The 14,933-nt window shown below is 70.5% G+C and carries 19 protein-coding genes; 9 read left to right on the forward strand and 10 right to left on the reverse strand.

The window, feature by feature from the left end; genetic code table 11:
• Nucleotides 1-183: 183 nt before the first annotated feature.
• A complete protein-coding gene (locus ACIGXP_RS17725; RefSeq protein WP_399769229.1) occupies nucleotides 184-1,386 on the forward strand; it encodes an alpha/beta hydrolase family protein in 1,203 nt (400 codons plus the stop codon).
• A gap of 63 nt (nucleotides 1,387-1,449) precedes the next feature.
• Here the strand turns inward: ACIGXP_RS17725 and ACIGXP_RS17730 are convergent, their stop codons facing one another.
• From ACIGXP_RS17730 to ACIGXP_RS17745, 4 genes are all read right to left on the reverse strand, one after another.
• Complete coding sequence (locus ACIGXP_RS17730) at nucleotides 1,450-1,974, reverse strand: transglycosylase SLT domain-containing protein (protein WP_399769231.1); 525 nt, start codon at nucleotides 1,972-1,974, stop codon at nucleotides 1,450-1,452.
• Between the two features lie 357 nt (nucleotides 1,975-2,331).
• The gene (locus tag ACIGXP_RS17735) at nucleotides 2,332-3,132 is read right to left on the reverse strand and encodes a thioesterase family protein (RefSeq protein ID WP_399769233.1); all 801 of its coding nucleotides are present in this window, start codon (nucleotides 3,130-3,132) and stop codon (nucleotides 2,332-2,334) included.
• Between the two features lie 97 nt (nucleotides 3,133-3,229).
• Nucleotides 3,230-3,541 (reverse strand): hypothetical protein, encoded by a 312-nt coding sequence (locus ACIGXP_RS17740; RefSeq protein WP_399769235.1) that lies wholly within the window; start codon nucleotides 3,539-3,541, stop codon nucleotides 3,230-3,232.
• Nucleotides 3,542-4,055: 514 nt separating this feature from the next.
• Entirely contained in the window at nucleotides 4,056-4,484 is a 429-nt protein-coding gene (locus ACIGXP_RS17745; RefSeq protein ID WP_399769237.1) for a DUF2690 domain-containing protein, read from the reverse strand.
• 348 nt (nucleotides 4,485-4,832) lie between these two features.
• Here ACIGXP_RS17745 and ACIGXP_RS17750 point away from each other — a divergent pair, with 348 nt between their 5' ends.
• From ACIGXP_RS17750 to ACIGXP_RS17760, 3 genes are all read left to right on the forward strand, one after another.
• The gene (locus tag ACIGXP_RS17750; protein ID WP_399769239.1) at nucleotides 4,833-6,065 is read left to right on the forward strand and encodes a sensor histidine kinase; all 1,233 of its coding nucleotides are present in this window, start codon (nucleotides 4,833-4,835) and stop codon (nucleotides 6,063-6,065) included.
• Between the two features lie 29 nt (nucleotides 6,066-6,094).
• Complete coding sequence (locus tag ACIGXP_RS17755) at nucleotides 6,095-6,784, forward strand: response regulator transcription factor (protein WP_363219839.1); 690 nt, start codon at nucleotides 6,095-6,097, stop codon at nucleotides 6,782-6,784.
• 108 nt (nucleotides 6,785-6,892) lie between these two features.
• The gene (locus ACIGXP_RS17760; protein WP_399769242.1) at nucleotides 6,893-7,516 is read left to right on the forward strand and encodes a histidine phosphatase family protein; all 624 of its coding nucleotides are present in this window, start codon (nucleotides 6,893-6,895) and stop codon (nucleotides 7,514-7,516) included.
• A gap of 24 nt (nucleotides 7,517-7,540) precedes the next feature.
• Here the strand turns inward: ACIGXP_RS17760 and ACIGXP_RS17765 are convergent, their stop codons facing one another.
• Together ACIGXP_RS17765 and ACIGXP_RS17770 are read right to left on the reverse strand one after the other, a co-directional pair.
• Nucleotides 7,541-7,780 carry a hypothetical protein gene (locus ACIGXP_RS17765; protein ID WP_399769244.1) on the reverse strand — a complete coding sequence of 80 codons (240 nt, stop codon included), beginning with the start codon at nucleotides 7,778-7,780 and terminating at the stop codon, nucleotides 7,541-7,543.
• A gap of 103 nt (nucleotides 7,781-7,883) precedes the next feature.
• Nucleotides 7,884-10,268: a phosphoketolase gene (locus ACIGXP_RS17770; protein WP_399769246.1), complete on the reverse strand. Its 2,385-nt coding sequence runs from the start codon at nucleotides 10,266-10,268 to the stop codon at nucleotides 7,884-7,886.
• A 431-nt stretch (nucleotides 10,269-10,699) separates the two neighbouring features.
• Between ACIGXP_RS17770 and ACIGXP_RS17775 the strand changes: the two genes are divergently transcribed.
• From ACIGXP_RS17775 to ACIGXP_RS17785, 3 genes are all read left to right on the forward strand, one after another.
• The gene (locus ACIGXP_RS17775; RefSeq protein WP_399769248.1) at nucleotides 10,700-11,110 is read left to right on the forward strand and encodes a VOC family protein; all 411 of its coding nucleotides are present in this window, start codon (nucleotides 10,700-10,702) and stop codon (nucleotides 11,108-11,110) included.
• A 119-nt stretch (nucleotides 11,111-11,229) separates the two neighbouring features.
• The gene (locus ACIGXP_RS17780; protein WP_363218317.1) at nucleotides 11,230-11,658 is read left to right on the forward strand and encodes a hypothetical protein; all 429 of its coding nucleotides are present in this window, start codon (nucleotides 11,230-11,232) and stop codon (nucleotides 11,656-11,658) included.
• Between the two features lie 229 nt (nucleotides 11,659-11,887).
• On the forward strand, nucleotides 11,888-12,859 hold the full coding sequence (locus tag ACIGXP_RS17785; RefSeq protein WP_399769250.1) for a hypothetical protein: 972 nt from the start codon (nucleotides 11,888-11,890) through the stop codon (nucleotides 12,857-12,859).
• Nucleotides 12,860-12,969: 110 nt separating this feature from the next.
• Here the strand turns inward: ACIGXP_RS17785 and ACIGXP_RS17790 are convergent, their stop codons facing one another.
• Nucleotides 12,970-13,299, reverse strand: coding sequence for a hypothetical protein (locus ACIGXP_RS17790; protein ID WP_399769252.1), 330 nt, complete (start codon nucleotides 13,297-13,299; stop codon nucleotides 12,970-12,972).
• A gap of 193 nt (nucleotides 13,300-13,492) precedes the next feature.
• Between ACIGXP_RS17790 and ACIGXP_RS17795 the strand changes: the two genes are divergently transcribed.
• A complete protein-coding gene (locus tag ACIGXP_RS17795) occupies nucleotides 13,493-13,903 on the forward strand; it encodes a hypothetical protein (protein ID WP_399769254.1) in 411 nt (136 codons plus the stop codon).
• Between the two features lie 55 nt (nucleotides 13,904-13,958).
• On the opposite strand, the gene ACIGXP_RS17800 is transcribed toward ACIGXP_RS17795, so the two are convergent.
• Genes ACIGXP_RS17800 through ACIGXP_RS17810 form a run of 3 tightly spaced genes read right to left on the reverse strand, consistent with a single transcriptional unit; the run spans nucleotide 13,959 to nucleotide 14,493 of the window.
• Nucleotides 13,959-14,102 (reverse strand): hypothetical protein, encoded by a 144-nt coding sequence (locus ACIGXP_RS17800; RefSeq protein WP_399769256.1) that lies wholly within the window; start codon nucleotides 14,100-14,102, stop codon nucleotides 13,959-13,961.
• Entirely contained in the window at nucleotides 14,099-14,278 is a 180-nt protein-coding gene (locus ACIGXP_RS17805; protein WP_399769258.1) for a hypothetical protein, read from the reverse strand. The genes ACIGXP_RS17800 and ACIGXP_RS17805 overlap by 4 nt, the downstream gene beginning before the upstream one ends.
• Nucleotides 14,278-14,493, reverse strand: coding sequence for a hypothetical protein (locus tag ACIGXP_RS17810; RefSeq protein ID WP_399769260.1), 216 nt, complete (start codon nucleotides 14,491-14,493; stop codon nucleotides 14,278-14,280). The genes ACIGXP_RS17805 and ACIGXP_RS17810 overlap by 1 nt, the downstream gene beginning before the upstream one ends.
• A 99-nt stretch (nucleotides 14,494-14,592) precedes the next feature.
• Between ACIGXP_RS17810 and ACIGXP_RS17815 the strand changes: the two genes are divergently transcribed.
• On the forward strand, nucleotides 14,593-14,892 hold the full coding sequence (locus tag ACIGXP_RS17815) for a hypothetical protein (protein WP_363218311.1): 300 nt from the start codon (nucleotides 14,593-14,595) through the stop codon (nucleotides 14,890-14,892).
• The last annotated feature ends 41 nt before the right edge of the window (nucleotides 14,893-14,933 follow it).

Consider the following 14,933-nt stretch of genomic DNA (forward strand, 5'->3'; position numbering starts at 1 on the left):
ACACCCGTGGGCTGAGGAGACGGTGGATTGCATCCGGTGGGCGGACGCGGCACGGCCGTGGCGGATGACAGCGTTCCGCACATGCGCACGGATCTCGGCACAGCACACCGATGCGCGACCGCGGGCACAGCTGACGGTCAGGCAGTTGAGCCCGGTTCCGTCCAGGAGACCCAGGGAGAGGCCGTGACCACCACACCGTTCACCAGTCGAGACACCTTGACCCGCCGTCGCCTTCTGGGAGCCGCGCTGGCGGTCGGCGCGGCCGTGCCGTTCGGCCTCGCCGGGCCGGCCCGGGCGGCCTCGGGTACGTCGACCCCCGCGCAGCTCGCCCTGCCCGCGCCGACCGGGCCGTACCCGGTGGGCACGGTGGCGCTGCACCTCGTCGACGCCGCCCGCCCGGACCCCGTGGCGGGACCGGGGCGCCATCGGGAGCTGATGGCGAGCGTCTGGTACCCCGCCCGGGACGCCGAGCGGTATCCGCCGGCACCGTGGATGTCCCCTGCCAACCTGCGAGCGCTGCTCACGTCCGCGGACTTCCCCGCCGACGCCGCACAAGTGCCGCTGACCGCCGGTCACCAGGGTGCCCCGGTGCGGCGCGGCGGCCGGGAGCTGCTGCCCGTCGTCGTGTACTCGCACGGCGCGCACAGCCACCGGGGGGACCACACCGTCATGGTGCAGGAACTCGCCAGCCACGGCTACGCGGTGGTGACAGTGGCCCACACCTACGACGCCTTCACCGAGTTCCCCGACGGACGGGTCCTCGCCCCGGACCGGGAGGTCGCAATGGGGCCGGCGGACTTCGCGGCCGACATCCGGTTCGTCCTCGACTGCGTCGAGGACCTCGCCGCCGGGCGCAATCCCGATGCCGGCGGCCGGTCGCTGCCGCAGGGCCTGGCCTGCGCGATCGATCCGCGCCGCATCGGCATGTTCGGCTGGTCGAAGGGCGGGACGGCGACCGCCCGCGTCATGCTCGACGATGCCCGCGTGCGGGCCGGGCTGAGCCTCGACGGTCCGATGCTGCCCGCCGTCACCGGTGACCTGGACCGGCCGTTCATGATGATGACCGCCCAGTTCACCCGGGCCGCGGAGCCGAGCGTCGCCGAGTTCTGGACGCACCTGCGGGGATGGCGGCTCGACATCCGGGCCGAGGGTGCCGTCCACTCGTCCTACGGCGACAACCAGGTGCTGATTCCGCAGCTGGCGAAGGCGGTGGGGATGAGCGACGAGCAGCTGCGCGCCTGGACCGGCACGCTCGACCCGGCCCGGGCGGTACGCATCCAGCAGGCGTACCCGCTCGCCTTCTTCGACCTGCATCTACGCGGTCGCCACGGCCACCTGCTCGACGGCCCGACCCGGGCCTTCCCCGAGGTGACCTTCCTGCCGTGAGACGAGGGCCGCGGCGCCCAGCCCACGGGCGCCGCGGTGCGGCTTCCCGCACGGGGTGCGGGGTCAGTACGCGGAGTTGACGTTGTCGATGGAGCCGTAGCGGTGCGCGGCGTAGTTGGCCGCGGCGGTGATGTTCGCCACCGGGTCGGTGGCGCTGTGCGCCGTGCCGTCGACGTGGTACGCGTTGAAGGTGGGGTCGATCACCTGCAGCAGACCCTTGGACGGGGTGCCCTGCCGCGCGTTGACGTCCCAGTTGTTCTGGGCGTTGGGGTTGCCGCCGGACTCACGCATGATGTTGCGCTTGAGGCCTTCGTAGCTGCCGGGGATGCCCTTGGCCTTCATGATCGCCAGGGACTGCTTGATCCAGCCGTCGAGGTTGCCTGTGGTGCCGCTGGTGCCCTTGGAGTCGGCGTGGCCGGCGCTGGGGAGGGCCGCGATCGTGTGGGCGGCGTTCGTCTGCGGGGCTTCGGCGGCCTGCGCGGACGCCGGCATCAGGGTCAGCGCGACGGTCGCGGCGCCGGTGGTGGCGATGCCGGTCAGGGCGAGGGTACGCAGGCGGGCAAGGCGGCGGGTGGTGAACGCGGTCATGAAGGGGTCTCTCCTGTGGGGACGTCGTAGAGGCGCCGGCCGGGTCGGTCGCGGCCTGTAGGGCGTCGGGGCGAGGCCCCGTGCTGCAGGGCACAGCGGACCAGGCCTGGGTAGGTAGGCCCGGTGCGTCCTGCGGCTCCGGCAACGACAGACATGGTTATCGGGGCGCGGAAACCGGCGCAAGAATGTGACGTACTACCCAACTACGGAGAAATGTCCAAAATTAGCCGTTCTAGCGGCTTTCTTTCCTGCTTGAGGCGGTCTGGAGCTACTATCCGCGGTAGGACGTGACATGGCTCTCGTGGGAGGCGTCACCCCCCTCCCCCGTCCAGCAGCCTCCGGACCTCCCCCGTCGTCTCAGCCGCGCGCGGCCACATACAGGCTCTGGGTACTGCGGCCGAGCGGCCCCTTCTCGTCGTGCAGGGCGGACTCGGCCAGACCAATACCGGCGCCGTCCACCATCGTCCGGGCGTCCAGGCACACCCACTCGCCCTCGGGATGGCGGTGCAGGCCGACGGTGAGGTCGGCATTGACGAAGACGTAGCGGTGGAAGTCCAGCTCGGCACTGACACCATTGCCCGAGTCGGCAGCCGTCAGCACCCGGCTGAGCGGCGTGATCTCCTCCCCGGCGACCAGGGGGACCCTCATCCGCATCCACGCGGTGGCCGGTCCGGGATCGAGGAACGAACCGGCCGCGAAGCGTACGTCCATGGCGGTGTGGTAGCCCTGATCCCACGGAACCGGGAAGAACGCCTTCAAGGGCGCGGTCGAGGGCCCGGGCACCTGCGGGCCCGGCGACACCTGGGGTACCGAGTCCGGCGCGGTCTTCATCAGCAGCACCGTCGCCCGCATCACTTCCTGGCCGCCTTCGGGTGTCAGCACCGCCTCCACGAGCTCGACGCTGCGCCCGGCGCGCAGCACGCGTGTGGCCACGGTCAGCGGCCGTATCGGGACCGGGCGCATGATCTCGTAGGTGAGCCGGGCGACCCGCATGTCCGGCCGTCCGCCCGGCCGTTGCTCGACGGCCAGAGCGAGCAGGGCGGCCGGCGGGCCGGCGTGCTGGGAGTCGGCGTCCCAGGGGCCCCGGGTGTAGGCGGTGGGCAGGAACCGGCTGCCGGACTCCCGCTCGTAGAAGGCCTCGGCTTGCGACGTCGGCACAACTGCCCCTTCCTACCGCGCGGACTCCGGAGACCTCATCTTACTAAGCGCTTGTTCATCTCACCGAGGATTGTTCGAAGACCTGCTCCCCAAGGAGTCATGACGGCGCGGATGCCGAGGGCTTCCAGTTGGTCTTGACGACGGCGTCGCGTAGGGCGTTCTCGTCCGGCAGGGAGATCGCCACGGCGGCGTCGGCGCCCCAGGCGCGCACGCGCGCGACGAACTCGTCCGGTGTCGCGGCGGGGTCGAGCCGCTCACTCGTGCCCGGGAAGAGGTCCGGACTGCAGTCGCCGTGGGTATGGAAGAGACGGGCCTCGGCACCGAGCTGCGCCAGGGCGGGGGCGATGCCGTGGATGTAGGGGTCGGCGCGCTGGATGTCCGCGGACCGGAGGAAGGCGATGCGCTGCATCTGTCGGCTCACTTCTCTGCGGGTGTGCTCACCTCTCTGCGGGTGCGGGCCGGCGCGTGGGCCGCGTCGGACCCGTGCGGGCGTGGGCCATGCCGGCCACGAGGTGGTCTCCCGGCAGGCGGGCACCCCGCCTCGACGCCGAGGGGGCCCTCGTCAGTCCGTGCGGGGCGGCGATCGGCCAGGAATGGGCGGCCGTACGGCGGTGTCGAGCTGTTCGGGGGCTGTCGACCACGCTGACCGCCCCAGTAGCGGCCCCGGAGAGGGGCCGGAATGTGCGCGCGCTTCGGTCGCAGGATCCTCTTCACGCCGCCGCAGTAGACCGCACCCGCCGGGCCGGGACCATGAATCCAGGCGCCGACGAAAGGCACGGGCCCCAGGCGTCCGACGTTGCGGAAGCGCACACTCCGCCGTGCTGATCCAGCAGACGGCGGGCCCAACACGCGGAGGCCGCCCGGGTGTTCCGGGCGGCCTCCTGACGCTCACGGGCCTGACCGGCCCTGTGCTCGCGGCGGGATCAGTACCAGCCGGTGCACTTGATGTGGTGCGTGGAGTCGTTCCACGCACAGGCGCGCATCACATATCCGCCGTCGTAGCGTGAAGCGGTATGCGTGTCCGAGCCGCTCCGCACCGTGGTCAGGCTCAGCGGGCCTTCCCAGGTGCGGCCGTTGTTCGAGGAGCGGTCCACCCAGACCTTGTCGCCGGGGTCCGCGTTGTAGATGCGGCCCCATGCGCAGCGGGTGGAGGTGCTGTAGCGGAGCTGGATGTTGATCGAGTCGACCTTCGCCGTCTTCACCGTCTTGGGATGGGCGAACGTGCACGACCCCGCAGCACTGGCGTCGGCGGCGGCAGCGCTTGTCGCGGCGACGGCGCCGCCCAAGCCCGTGAGCAGGGTCGTCGTCGCGACCAGGACCGCTGCGCGGGTGCTGAGGCGCGGTATGAACATGATTCCTCCGTCGTGGATGCAGACCGAGGTGGCTGCCCGGCCCTGAAGTCAGCTGTCGTCGCTGCCTTGCGTGGCCTGGGCGCACCGTCCCCCGTGTTGGAACCGGCTTGCGTCGACGACGCTACGAGAGCGGCTGCCCCAGCGAATCCCACGGTGGTTGCAATTCGCGGGTCAGTCCCCGGCGGTACGCCGGCTACCGCGCAGGTTTACGCCCCTCAAGCCATCCACCGCCGGAGTTCAACCCCTGGTCCGACGGCCGGCCAAAGACGTCATGGCTAGTCTTCGGGCATGCGCTTGGGGGTGACGCCACGTCAAAGGGTCTGTCTCGACACGGCGATCGCAGCGGGCATGCTGGGAGTCACACTGGGCTTCGCCGAGCAGTACACGCCCTCCGGCTGGCCCCCCTTCGACACGCGTGCCGTCGTCCTGACCTGCGTCATCCATCTGCCGTTGGCGGTCCGTCGGGTGGTCCCGTGGCCGGTGCTGTGGTGCACCTGCGCCGGCCTCGCCGTCTACACCGCTCTCGGCTACCAGCCGTCGGTCAACGTGTGGTCGCCGATGCTGGCGTTCTTCACGATCGCCGCCGCACGGCCCACCCGGGAGACCGCCTTGGCGGCCCTGCCCGTCATGGGCGCATGGCTCCACAACACGATGGCCTCCCATGCGGTGTCGGCGGCCGTTGCCCTGGGGCAGACCCTCGTGGTCCTCCTGCTCGCCTGGGGTTTCGGCCGGAACCTGCGCCGTCTGGAGCAGCAGAACGCCGAACTGGACCGCCTCACCGCGCGGCTGCGGGCCGAGGAGGGAGCGCGTGCCCGGCACGCGGTGACCGAGGAACGCGTGCGCATCGCCCGGGAACTGCACGACGTGGTCGCCCACCAACTGTCGGTGGTCTCGGTGCAGAGCGGACTGGCCCGGTACGTCTTCGACACGGACGCCGCGAAGGCCCGCGAAGCACTGCACACCATCGAGGGCACCACGCGCGAGGCGCTGGAGGAGATGCGCGGCCTGCTTCATGTGCTGCGCGTGACGACGGACGGTACCGACGCCGTGTCCGGACCGCCGCCCGACCCCGACACGGGCCTGGCCCGCCTGGGAGAACTGTCCGCACGCATGGTCGCCGCGGGGCTCACCGTCGACACCCACGTCACGGGTGTGCCGCGGCAGCTGGCTCCGGGAGCCGATCTGTGCGCCTACCGGATCGTCCAGGAGGCCCTGACCAACACCCTCAAACATGCCGGGCCGGCCGCCCGGGTCCGGGTATCACTGGTGTACGGCACCGGGGCGCTGACCGTCACGGTGACCGACGACGGGGGCCGAAGGGAAGGCGGCATCGGTGAGCGGGAGGCCCCGGCCACCGACCCAGGCGTGGGAATCGGTCAACGCCCGCCAGCATTCGGACAAAGCTCCACGGGAACCGGGCATGGGTTGATCGGCATGTATGAACGCGTGAGGCTTTATGGCGGCAGTTTCCGCGCAGGGCCCCGACCGGCGGCGGGATTCGAGGTGGCGTTCACGCTACCCGCCCCGTACCGCGCGGGCCGGGACGGCCACCCGGCCGCGGAGCCGCCTGCAGACAGATGAGGTGCACCGAGTTCGGGGGGACCACGGGAATGACACGTGTGCTCGTCGTCGATGACCAGGCACTCGTCCGCAGCGGGCTCTCGGCGCTGCTGCGTGCGACGCCCGATCTGGACGTGTGCGGGGAAGCCGCGACCGGCGAGGAGGCGGTCGCACTGGCCGCAGGGAGACGGCCGGACGTGATCCTCATGGACATCCGGCTTCCCGGACTCGACGGGGTCGCCGCGACCGAGCAGATCCTCACCGCGTCGGACGAGCCCAAGCCGAAGATCGTCATGCTCACCACGTTCGACCTCGACGAGCTGGTGTACGCCGCGCTGCGGGCGGGCGCGAGCGGCTTCCTGCTCAAGGAGACGCCTCCGGAAAGGCTGTTCACCGCCATCCGGACCATCGCGGACGGTGACATGCTGTTCGCGCCGACCGTCACCCGGCGGCTCATCGACACCTACCTCAGCCGTCCGTCACCCGCCAGCACCGACCCCGCCGTCCTGGCCTCGCTGACCAACCGGGAGCGAGACGTACTCAGTCTGGTCGGCCAGGGACTCTCCAATCGGGAGGTGGCCGACCGCCTCACGGTGAGCATCGCCACGGTGAAGACGCATCTGAACCGGATGATGGCCAAGCTCGACCTCAGCAGCCGGGCACAGGCCGTGACGGTGGCGTACGAGACCGGTCTCATCCACCCCCGCCGTGTCCCGCACGCCGACAGCGCATCCCTGTGATCCGCGACCGTTCGGACGACCTGTGACCCGGGGCCTGCCGGAACCGGCACCGAGGAAGGCAGCGTCCATCGATGCACAAGATCGCTCAAGGGGCCAGAGGAGTTCCAGATGACCGGCACGGCCACCCGTTACCTCTATCTCGTCCGGCACGGCGAGGCGTCGGCGGACGAGAGCGGGCTGACAGCGGGCGGCCGTCGGCAAGCCACACTGCTCGGCCGGCGCCTCCGGGACATTCCCCTCGCCGCTGTCCACCATGGTCCGCTGCCCCGGGCGGAGCAGACCGCGCGTCTCATCGGCGACCAGCTGAAGAACGTCCCTCTGCACGTCTCGGACGTTGCCGGAGACTACGTTCCCCATGTGCCGGCAAGGGACGAGCTCCCTCAGGAATCGGCAGACTTCTTCCTCCGCTTTCTCGCCGACGCCACGGATGAGGAGCGGGAGCACGGACCTGCGCTGGCCCGCCGCGCGCTGGATCTGTTCACCGGGCCGGTGGAGGGAGAAGAGGAGCGGCACGAACTGGTCGTCACCCACAACTTCCTGGTCGCCTGGCTCGTCCGGGACGCCATGTACGCGCCGAAATGGCGTTGGCTCGGCCTCAACCACGGCAACGCCGCGCTCACGGTGATCCGCTACGCTCCCGGTCGGCCGGCCTCCGTCCTCGTCTCCAACGACATGCGCCATCTGCCCGCCGAGCTGCGCTGGACCGGCTTTCCCCCCGAATTGCACATCTGAGGGGGGCGTCCGTCGTCCGTTGGGTCAGCGGTCGCTCGTGTCCGTGCCGTGGGCCGCCTCGTCGCCGGCCTCGGGGTCCTCGATGCCTTCGAGGGGCTTGCCCGCTGTCGTGCCCCGTTCGGGCTGGTAGCCCTCCTTGGCTCCGGCCGTACCCGGGACGGACCGGCTTCGTGCCTGGCTCTCCGCGCCCGAGTGCGACCCGGGCTCCTCCGGGGTGCGCGCACGGTCGTAGCGGTCCCCGTGCTGGTCGCGCCTGGCTGTCATCTCCATGCCTCCCTCCGAAGTCGAGCCACACCGAGTACCCCGGGCCGGGAGCCGGAAACCGCTTCGGGCCGGCGACGACATCGACGGCGGGCCGCGCCGGAGCTCAGCTGTCCCACGACCAGTCCGCCACCTCGGGCAGGTCCGTCCCGCTCTCGCGGATCCAGTCGTGGTGGCGCTGCCGGGTGTCCTCCATGCGCTGGCGTACGGCCGCCGCCCGTACGGCCAGGCCGGGGACGCGGTCGATGACGTCCATCACCAGGCGGTAGCGGTCCAGGTCGTTGCGGACCACCATGTCGAACGGCGTGGTCGTGGTGCCGATCTCCTTGTATCCGCGCACGTGCAGGTTGCGGTGACCGGTGCGCCGGTAGGCGAGGCGGTGGATCAGCCACGGATAGCCGTGGTAGGCGAAGATCACCGGTTTGTCAGCGGTGAAGAGCCCGTCGTACGCGAAGTCGCCCATGCCGTGCGGGTGTTCCTCGCTCGGCAGCAGCCGGGCGATGTCGACGACGTTCACCACCCGCACGACAAGCTCGGGCAGGTGGCGGCGCAGCAACTGGGCCGCCGCCAGCACTTCCTGGGTGGGTACGTCCCCGGCGCAGGCCAGCACCACGTCGGGTTCACGCGCGCCGTCCTCGGTGCCGGCCCACTCCCAGATGCCGGCGCCGCGGGCGCAGTGGACCTTCGCCTGCTCCATCGACAGCCAGTCGAAGCACGGTTGTTTGCCGGCGACGACGACGTTGACGTAGTCACGGCTGCGGAGCACGTGGTCGGCCACGGACAGCAGGGTGTTGGCGTCCGGCGGCAGGTAGACCCGCACGACTTCCGGGCTCTTGTTCAGCACGTGGTCGACGAAGCCGGGGTCCTGGTGGGAGAAGCCGTTGTGGTCCTGGCGCCATACATGGGAGGTCAGCAGGTAGTTGAGGGAGGCGAGGGGGGCCCGCCAGGGCAGGCGGCGGGTGGTACGCAGCCATTTGATGTGCTGGTTGACCATCGAGTCCACGATGTGCACGAACGCCTCGTAGCAGGAGAACAGCCCGTGCCGGCCGGTGAGGAGATAGCCCTCCAGCCAGCCCTGGCAGGTGTGTTCGGACAGGATCTCCATCACTCGGCCGTGCCGGTCCAGGTGCTCGTCGACCGGGAGGGTGGCGGCCTGCCAGGCCTTGCCGCTGGCCGCGTAGACCGCTTGGAGCCGGTTGGAGGCGGTCTCGTCGGGGCCCACGAGCCGGAAGTCGCGCCGGCCGGCAGTGGCCGCCATGACGTCCTGCAGCATGTCGCCGAGCACGCGGGTCGGTTCGTGCAGGGTCGCGCCGGGTTTGTCGACGGTCACGGCGTAGCGTTCCAGCGGAGGCAGGGGCAGCTCGCGCAGCAGGAGTCCGCCGTTGGCGTGCGGGTTCGCACCGAGCCGTCGGGCGCCCCGGGGGATGCAGGCCAGCACGTCCGCGCGCGGGGCGCCATGCTCGTCGAACAGTTCCTCGGGCCGGTAGGAGCGCATCCACTGCTCCAGTCGGCGCAGGTGTTCGGGGTTGTCACGGACAGCGGCGAGCGGCACCTGGTGGGCACGCCAGGTGCCTTCGACCGGCAGTCCGTCGACCTCTGCGGGACCGGTCCAGCCCTTGGGTGTGCGCAGGACGATCACCGGCCAGCGGGGCCGGTCGGTGACCCCGTCCCGGCGGGCGGCGCGCTGCAGGGCGGCGATGCGGTCGGCGGCGGTGTCCATCGCTTCGGCCATCGCGCGGTGAACGGCGGCCGGGTCGTCGCCGGTGACGTGGATCGGCTCGTGGCCGTAGCCGCTGAGGAGTTGATCGAGTTCGGCGTCGGGCAGGCGGGACAGCACCGTCGGGTTGGCGATCTTGTAGCCGTTCAGGTGCAGGATCGGCAGCACGGCGCCGTCGTGGACCGGGTCGAGGAATTTGTTCGCATGCCAGGAGGCGGCCAGCGGGCCGGTCTCCGCCTCTCCGTCCCCGATCACGCAGGCGACCAGCAGGTCCGGATTGTCCAGTGCGGCGCCGTAGGCGTGGGACAGGGAGTAGCCGAGCTCCCCGCCCTCGTGGATCGAGCCCGGGGTCTCGGGGGCGACATGGCTGGGCACCCCGCCGGGGAAGGAGAACTGCTTGAAGAGCCGGGCCATGCCGGCCGCGTCCCGGGTGATGTCCGGGTAGGTCTCGGTGTACGACCCCTCCAGCCAGGAGTTCGCCAGAACGGCCGGGCCGCCGTGGCCGGGCCCCCAGATACACAGGGCGTCCAGGTCGCGGGCCTTGATGACGCGGTTCAGATGAGTGTGGACCAGGTTGAGGCCCGGCGAGGTGCCCCAGTGGCCGAGCAGCCGTGGCTTGACGTGCTCCGGCCGCAGCGGTTCGGTCAGCAAGGGGTTGGCCATGAGATGGATCTGGCCCACGGAGAGGTAGTTCGCGGCGCGCCAGTGGGCGTTCAGGGTGGCGAGCTCCTCGTCGGTGAGTCCGGCGGACGCCTGCTGCGTGTCGAGGGACATCTGTGGTCCTTCCCGGTTCGGCCGGTGATCGGGGGTGTGACGCATGCCGGTCTCGGCGCTGGGGGCACAGCACGTCACCTTCCGGTGTACCGACCGGTGCCCGACAGGGGCCGTTCGGCCCCGTCGCCGGGCCAAACCGTCTGTATTCCGGGTCGCCCCAAGGCACAAGGTCCACCCCGTAGAGCATCTGCCCCGTCGCCGGGTCACGCTCGGTGACCGGCTCCGGATGGATGCGCACGAACACTCCCTCGGGGGAATCGGACGACGGCCGTCGCCCCGCCGGTGACGACTCCGCTCCATCCCGGGGCCTTGTTCATGTCGGCTCTGGGTCGCGGCCGGATGCGGAGGAGGCCACCGGCTACGGTGGCCATGTGTCGACTGTCCGGGGCGCTCGTGTGCCGGCTGTCCGAGGCACTGGAGGAGTGAGCGGTATGGAGATCACGGCATCGCAGAAGATCACCACGTTCTTGATGTTCGAGGGCGACGCCGAGGAAGCGATGACCTTCTACATCTCACTCTTCGACGGCGCCGAGCTCGTCAACATCACCCGCTACGGCGCCGGGGGCGAGGGCAAGGAGGGGAGCGTGCGGCATGCGACGTTCTCACTCGCCGGCCAGCAGTTCATGTGCATCGACAGCCCTGCGAAGCACGATTTCACCTTCACCCCCGCGGTCTCGCTCTTCGTGCAGTGCGAGAGCGAGCCGGAGATCGACCGCCTCCACGCGGCCCTGGTCGAGCGCGGCACGGAGCTCATGCCGCTGGGGGGCTACGGGTTCAGCAGGAAGTTCGGCTGGGTCAACGACCGGTTCGGCGTCTCCTGGCAACTGAACCTGCCGGCCTGAGCCGAACCACGGCTGCGTCAAGGGACCCTCAGCCTCTGCACCCTGCCGAGCGGCGACGACGGCTGGTACGGCCAAGGGCGGTGCCGCATCCTCCACCTGCACGGCATATGATCACGAGCATGTCGGTCCTCCACGAGCGTTCCGCCCTCAATCAACTGGCCCCCGGCGAGCGGCTCTTGGGCTACGGCACCGTCGTTCCTGCCAAGAGCGCCAAAGGCATCAGCCCGACCATCGTCCGGTCCCTCGCGAACGACCTGGTCAACAGCGTCGGCGCCCAGTCCGGAGCAGCCGGAAGCATCGCCGCTCAGATGCCCCACACCTCCGGCGCGCTGCTGCTGCGGGTGACCGACCAGCGCATCGGACTCGTCCAGCCCCTCGACGGCACCCCGGTGTGGGAGGTGCCGCGGGCCTGGGTGACCCGGGTCGAACGCAGGCCGCGGACACAGCTGATGGCCCGCTTCCGGCTGCACTACGCCGACAGCTCCTGGCTGGCCTTTCTCACGATGCGGCGCCGCACGATCGACCAGTTCCGCTCACTCATCGGCTGACCCCCCTCCCGGGCCCGGGCCTGCGGCCCGACCGGGTCAATATGACCTGGACCACATCTACAGGTCTTCCGCGGCCGCCACTGGAGGCGTAAGTTCCACTTACCCCGCGACGGCGCCTCCAAGGCGCTGGTCCGCCAGGCCCGGGGTGGCGGACCAGCGGGGGCCAAATCTTCACATCTGCGACGGGACGACCGCCACGCTGGATCCGGCCCGAGGGGCCGGGGCCGCCGTGACTGCCCTCGCGCAGGAACTGCCGGCCGATGGGCTCGTGGTCGATGGGCTGATGGTCGCACCGATCGCTGTCGCCGGTGGTGGCTCCGCCCCGGACGGGACGAAGGACGCCCTGGTGACCGCCGGGCATCCGCCTGCCCCGGCCCTGGCCACGACTCCGCCCCACCGACCCGGCATGATGATCAGCATGACTTCGATCGCCCAGACCCCGATCACCGGCCTGGACCTCACAGGTTTCACCGAGCGTGAGCCCGGCCTGTGGACCGATGCAGCGGGGCTCGTCCTGTCGGTCCACTTCTTTCCCCTGGTTCCGGACCTGCCGGCCCCCCTGCACGAGCAGGAGCGGCTGCGCTACGGGAGCGCCCAGGGCGCGGCCGGATCCGGTGGCGGCCTCATCGAAGCGGTGGTGGGAAGCGTGGACGGCGTCCCGGCGCTGCGCCAGCTGATCAAGATGCCGCTGCAGAGCAGGCAGGGGCAGGCCTTCATCGGCAGTTGGACGCTGCCGAAGGACCGTTGCAGCACCGTGGTGAAGGTGCAGGCTGCGGAGGGTGCCACGACCGGCCTGCGGGAAGCCATGGTGATGAGTCAGGTGGGGCCGGCCGCCTACTTCCAGCCCCATCCGTACGCCGGGGGCGGGCAGTTCGGCGGTCTGCCGTACCACGTGGCCGACCTGGAGCAGTGGGATCCCCAATTCCCCGATCACCCGCTCACCTTGGTGCGCGCCGCCCTGCGCCGGATCACGCCGACAGTCACCCTTCACGACCAGTTCAAGACCCTGCCGCCGTTCCCCGGCCCGACGCCACCCCAGGCCCACCCCGGTCCGTCTCCGGCTCCCTACGGCGGCCCGGTCCCGCCCGCACACCCCGGCCCCACCCCTGCCCCACACCCCGTGTCCTCTCCCCCGCCCCACCCTGGCCCGTCCGCCCCGCTCACACCTGGACGCGGCTGGTTCCGCCGCAGAGGCGTCTAGGACGTTTCCTGCCGTCATCGGCTCGTCGGTCCCGGCATCCCCTCGTCAGCAGCGTCGAGGAGATCATCGCGGCCGGTCGAGCCGCCGGCGTCGTACGCAGCTCCAGGACGTCATGGGCCTTGTTTCCTGCAGGCGATCACTGCGGACACGGCCAAGGTCGTGGCCAGGCTGCCGATCATGACCATCGCGACGCCGACCCCGAACAGTCCGGTGGAGTCGTCCGACCAGTCCGCAAAGGCCGCAAGGGTGAGACCGGCCGTCGTACCCGACACACCGCCGACGGTGTAGCCCCGGTACGCCGCCCAGCACACCGGTACCAGCAGGGTCAGCACCAGCCCGATCACCTGCCACGCCTCGTACGGGCCGGTCGTCGAGCCATCGGGACGGACGTCGCGATGCTGGTCCCAGCCCAGCCAGACAGCCCACGCAGCCAGTGACACCCCCGCCAGCAAGGGAATCGAGAGCAGGTGAGGTACGGATTTCAGTAGTCCTTGACGCATCCCCCCAGCGTTGTGGCCGGCTCCCTCCCCCACCAGAGCGCACATACTCAGGCGCTCCTCCGTCAACATCCCCAACTCCCGTGGCGGAGAAGGCCCTGCTCCAGGCAGCAGTACGAACATGAAGGCGGCGGACATGACGACGTGGGCACTGGTTGTCGAGATGACCTTGGGTGCCGGCGAGGGCAAGCACATGGAGGCGCACGTCGTCGCGCACGTCTCCGGAACTCGTGCCGAGGCGCTCGCGGAGTTGGAACGGCGGGCCCGGAACCACTCGCCCGAGCATCCCCGAAGTCCCAGACGCCGTCGGCTCCTTCGGGACGGCGACGGTTTCCTCGTCGTCGTGGACGGGGCATGGCAGTCCTTCGCCACCCGGTTCACGGTGGCGGAACTGCTGGAGGACTCCGCCGCGCCCGCCGCCCCAGAACCTGTGGAGACGCCGACTGGCCCCATCGCTTCGCCGGATGAGCCGGCGGAGCAGGACGAGCGGTACGCGGACGGGGTGCCCGTCAAGCCGGCCTGGCTGGGGCGCGACGACCTGCCGTAAGCGTGCCGCATCGTCGGACACGCCCGCACTGTACCCGCCGGCAGATGCGGGTCCCTCAGCCGCCGACGAGGGCGACGAGCTTGATGAAGACCAGGTCGGGATCGGCGCTGAGATCCAGGACTTCGTCGAGGTCCTCCACCTGGCGATCGCCTGCCGGCACGAACAACCCGTTGGCCGGGAAGGCGCGTTCGGCGATCACGGCCTGGTGCTCTCGATGCGGCGGGGCTCGCGCAGACGGTAGCCGTTCAGGTCGGTCTCCCGGACCCGGATCCTGATCAGCTCCCGTACGGTCATCCCTTCCGGCAGCCCGGCGATCTCCCGCTCGGTGACCGGCCTGCCCGTCGCGGTCTCGTCCCGGAAGGTCACGGTGGCCATCAGGCACCTCGCTTGATCTGCAGGAGAACGGACTCGTCGGTGATCTTCGTGCCGGCGGCGAGCAGGAACGCCTTGCTGAGGATCCGGGAGAGCCGTTCGTCCAGTTCCCCGGGCTGCCACTGGCCGGTCGTACCACGGGAGTCCATCCATCGGGCAGCATCGTCGCGCAGCCGTACGACGAGCCGGCGCGCGCGGTCGAGCGCGGCGCTCGGCAACCGCTCGCCGTATCCGTCCCGCCGAGGCGCAATCCCGAAGCGCGCCGCTGACGTACTGAGAGTAGGGCCGCAGTCCGGAAAGAAGAGGGTGCATCCATCATGCGAGTACAAGGCGCGAGGCGTCTCGTCGCGGCGTCCGCGGCCGGCCTGCTGATGGCCGGCGGCGCTGCGATCGGCGCAGCAGGCACGGCGGCAGCAGCAGCCCCGTCCGTTCACACCGGTGTGATCACCGACCAGTGCTTCGGCCATCACGACTGGCGCTGCTTCGACCACGGCGGGTTCCGCTTCGACCACCGGGGCTTCTGCTTCCACCACCCCTGGTTCTGTTTCGACCACCGCTTCGACCACCGGTTCGACCACCGGTTCAACAACGGAACGGTTGTGATCATCGTCGGCTAGCGGTCACCACAGGCAATCGAGGGCGCGTCCACGGGCGCGCC

The sequence above is a fragment of the Streptomyces sp. NPDC053069 genome, from assembly GCF_044546895.1.
Classification (GTDB): domain Bacteria; phylum Actinomycetota; class Actinomycetes; order Streptomycetales; family Streptomycetaceae; genus Streptomyces.

Coding starts and splice junctions, on each gene's coding strand:
- ACIGXP_RS17755 (WP_363219839.1), top strand. CDS start 6,095: ATGACACGTGTGCTCGTCGTCGATGACCAGGCACTCGTCCGCAGCGGG.
- ACIGXP_RS17765 (WP_399769244.1), bottom strand. CDS start 7,780: ATGACAGCCAGGCGCGACCAGCACGGGGACCGCTACGACCGTGCGCGC.
- ACIGXP_RS17730 (WP_399769231.1), bottom strand. CDS start 1,974: ATGACCGCGTTCACCACCCGCCGCCTTGCCCGCCTGCGTACCCTCGCC.
- ACIGXP_RS17805 (WP_399769258.1), bottom strand. CDS start 14,278: ATGGCCACCGTGACCTTCCGGGACGAGACCGCGACGGGCAGGCCGGTC.
- ACIGXP_RS17815 (WP_363218311.1), top strand. CDS start 14,593: ATGCGAGTACAAGGCGCGAGGCGTCTCGTCGCGGCGTCCGCGGCCGGC.
- ACIGXP_RS17775 (WP_399769248.1), top strand. CDS start 10,700: ATGGAGATCACGGCATCGCAGAAGATCACCACGTTCTTGATGTTCGAG.
- ACIGXP_RS17795 (WP_399769254.1), top strand. CDS start 13,493: ATGACGACGTGGGCACTGGTTGTCGAGATGACCTTGGGTGCCGGCGAG.
- ACIGXP_RS17770 (WP_399769246.1), bottom strand. CDS start 10,268: ATGTCCCTCGACACGCAGCAGGCGTCCGCCGGACTCACCGACGAGGAG.
- ACIGXP_RS17750 (WP_399769239.1), top strand. CDS start 4,833: ATGCTGGGAGTCACACTGGGCTTCGCCGAGCAGTACACGCCCTCCGGC.
- ACIGXP_RS17745 (WP_399769237.1), bottom strand. CDS start 4,484: ATGTTCATACCGCGCCTCAGCACCCGCGCAGCGGTCCTGGTCGCGACG.
- ACIGXP_RS17740 (WP_399769235.1), bottom strand. CDS start 3,541: ATGCAGCGCATCGCCTTCCTCCGGTCCGCGGACATCCAGCGCGCCGAC.
- ACIGXP_RS17760 (WP_399769242.1), top strand. CDS start 6,893: ATGACCGGCACGGCCACCCGTTACCTCTATCTCGTCCGGCACGGCGAG.
- ACIGXP_RS17780 (WP_363218317.1), top strand. CDS start 11,230: ATGTCGGTCCTCCACGAGCGTTCCGCCCTCAATCAACTGGCCCCCGGC.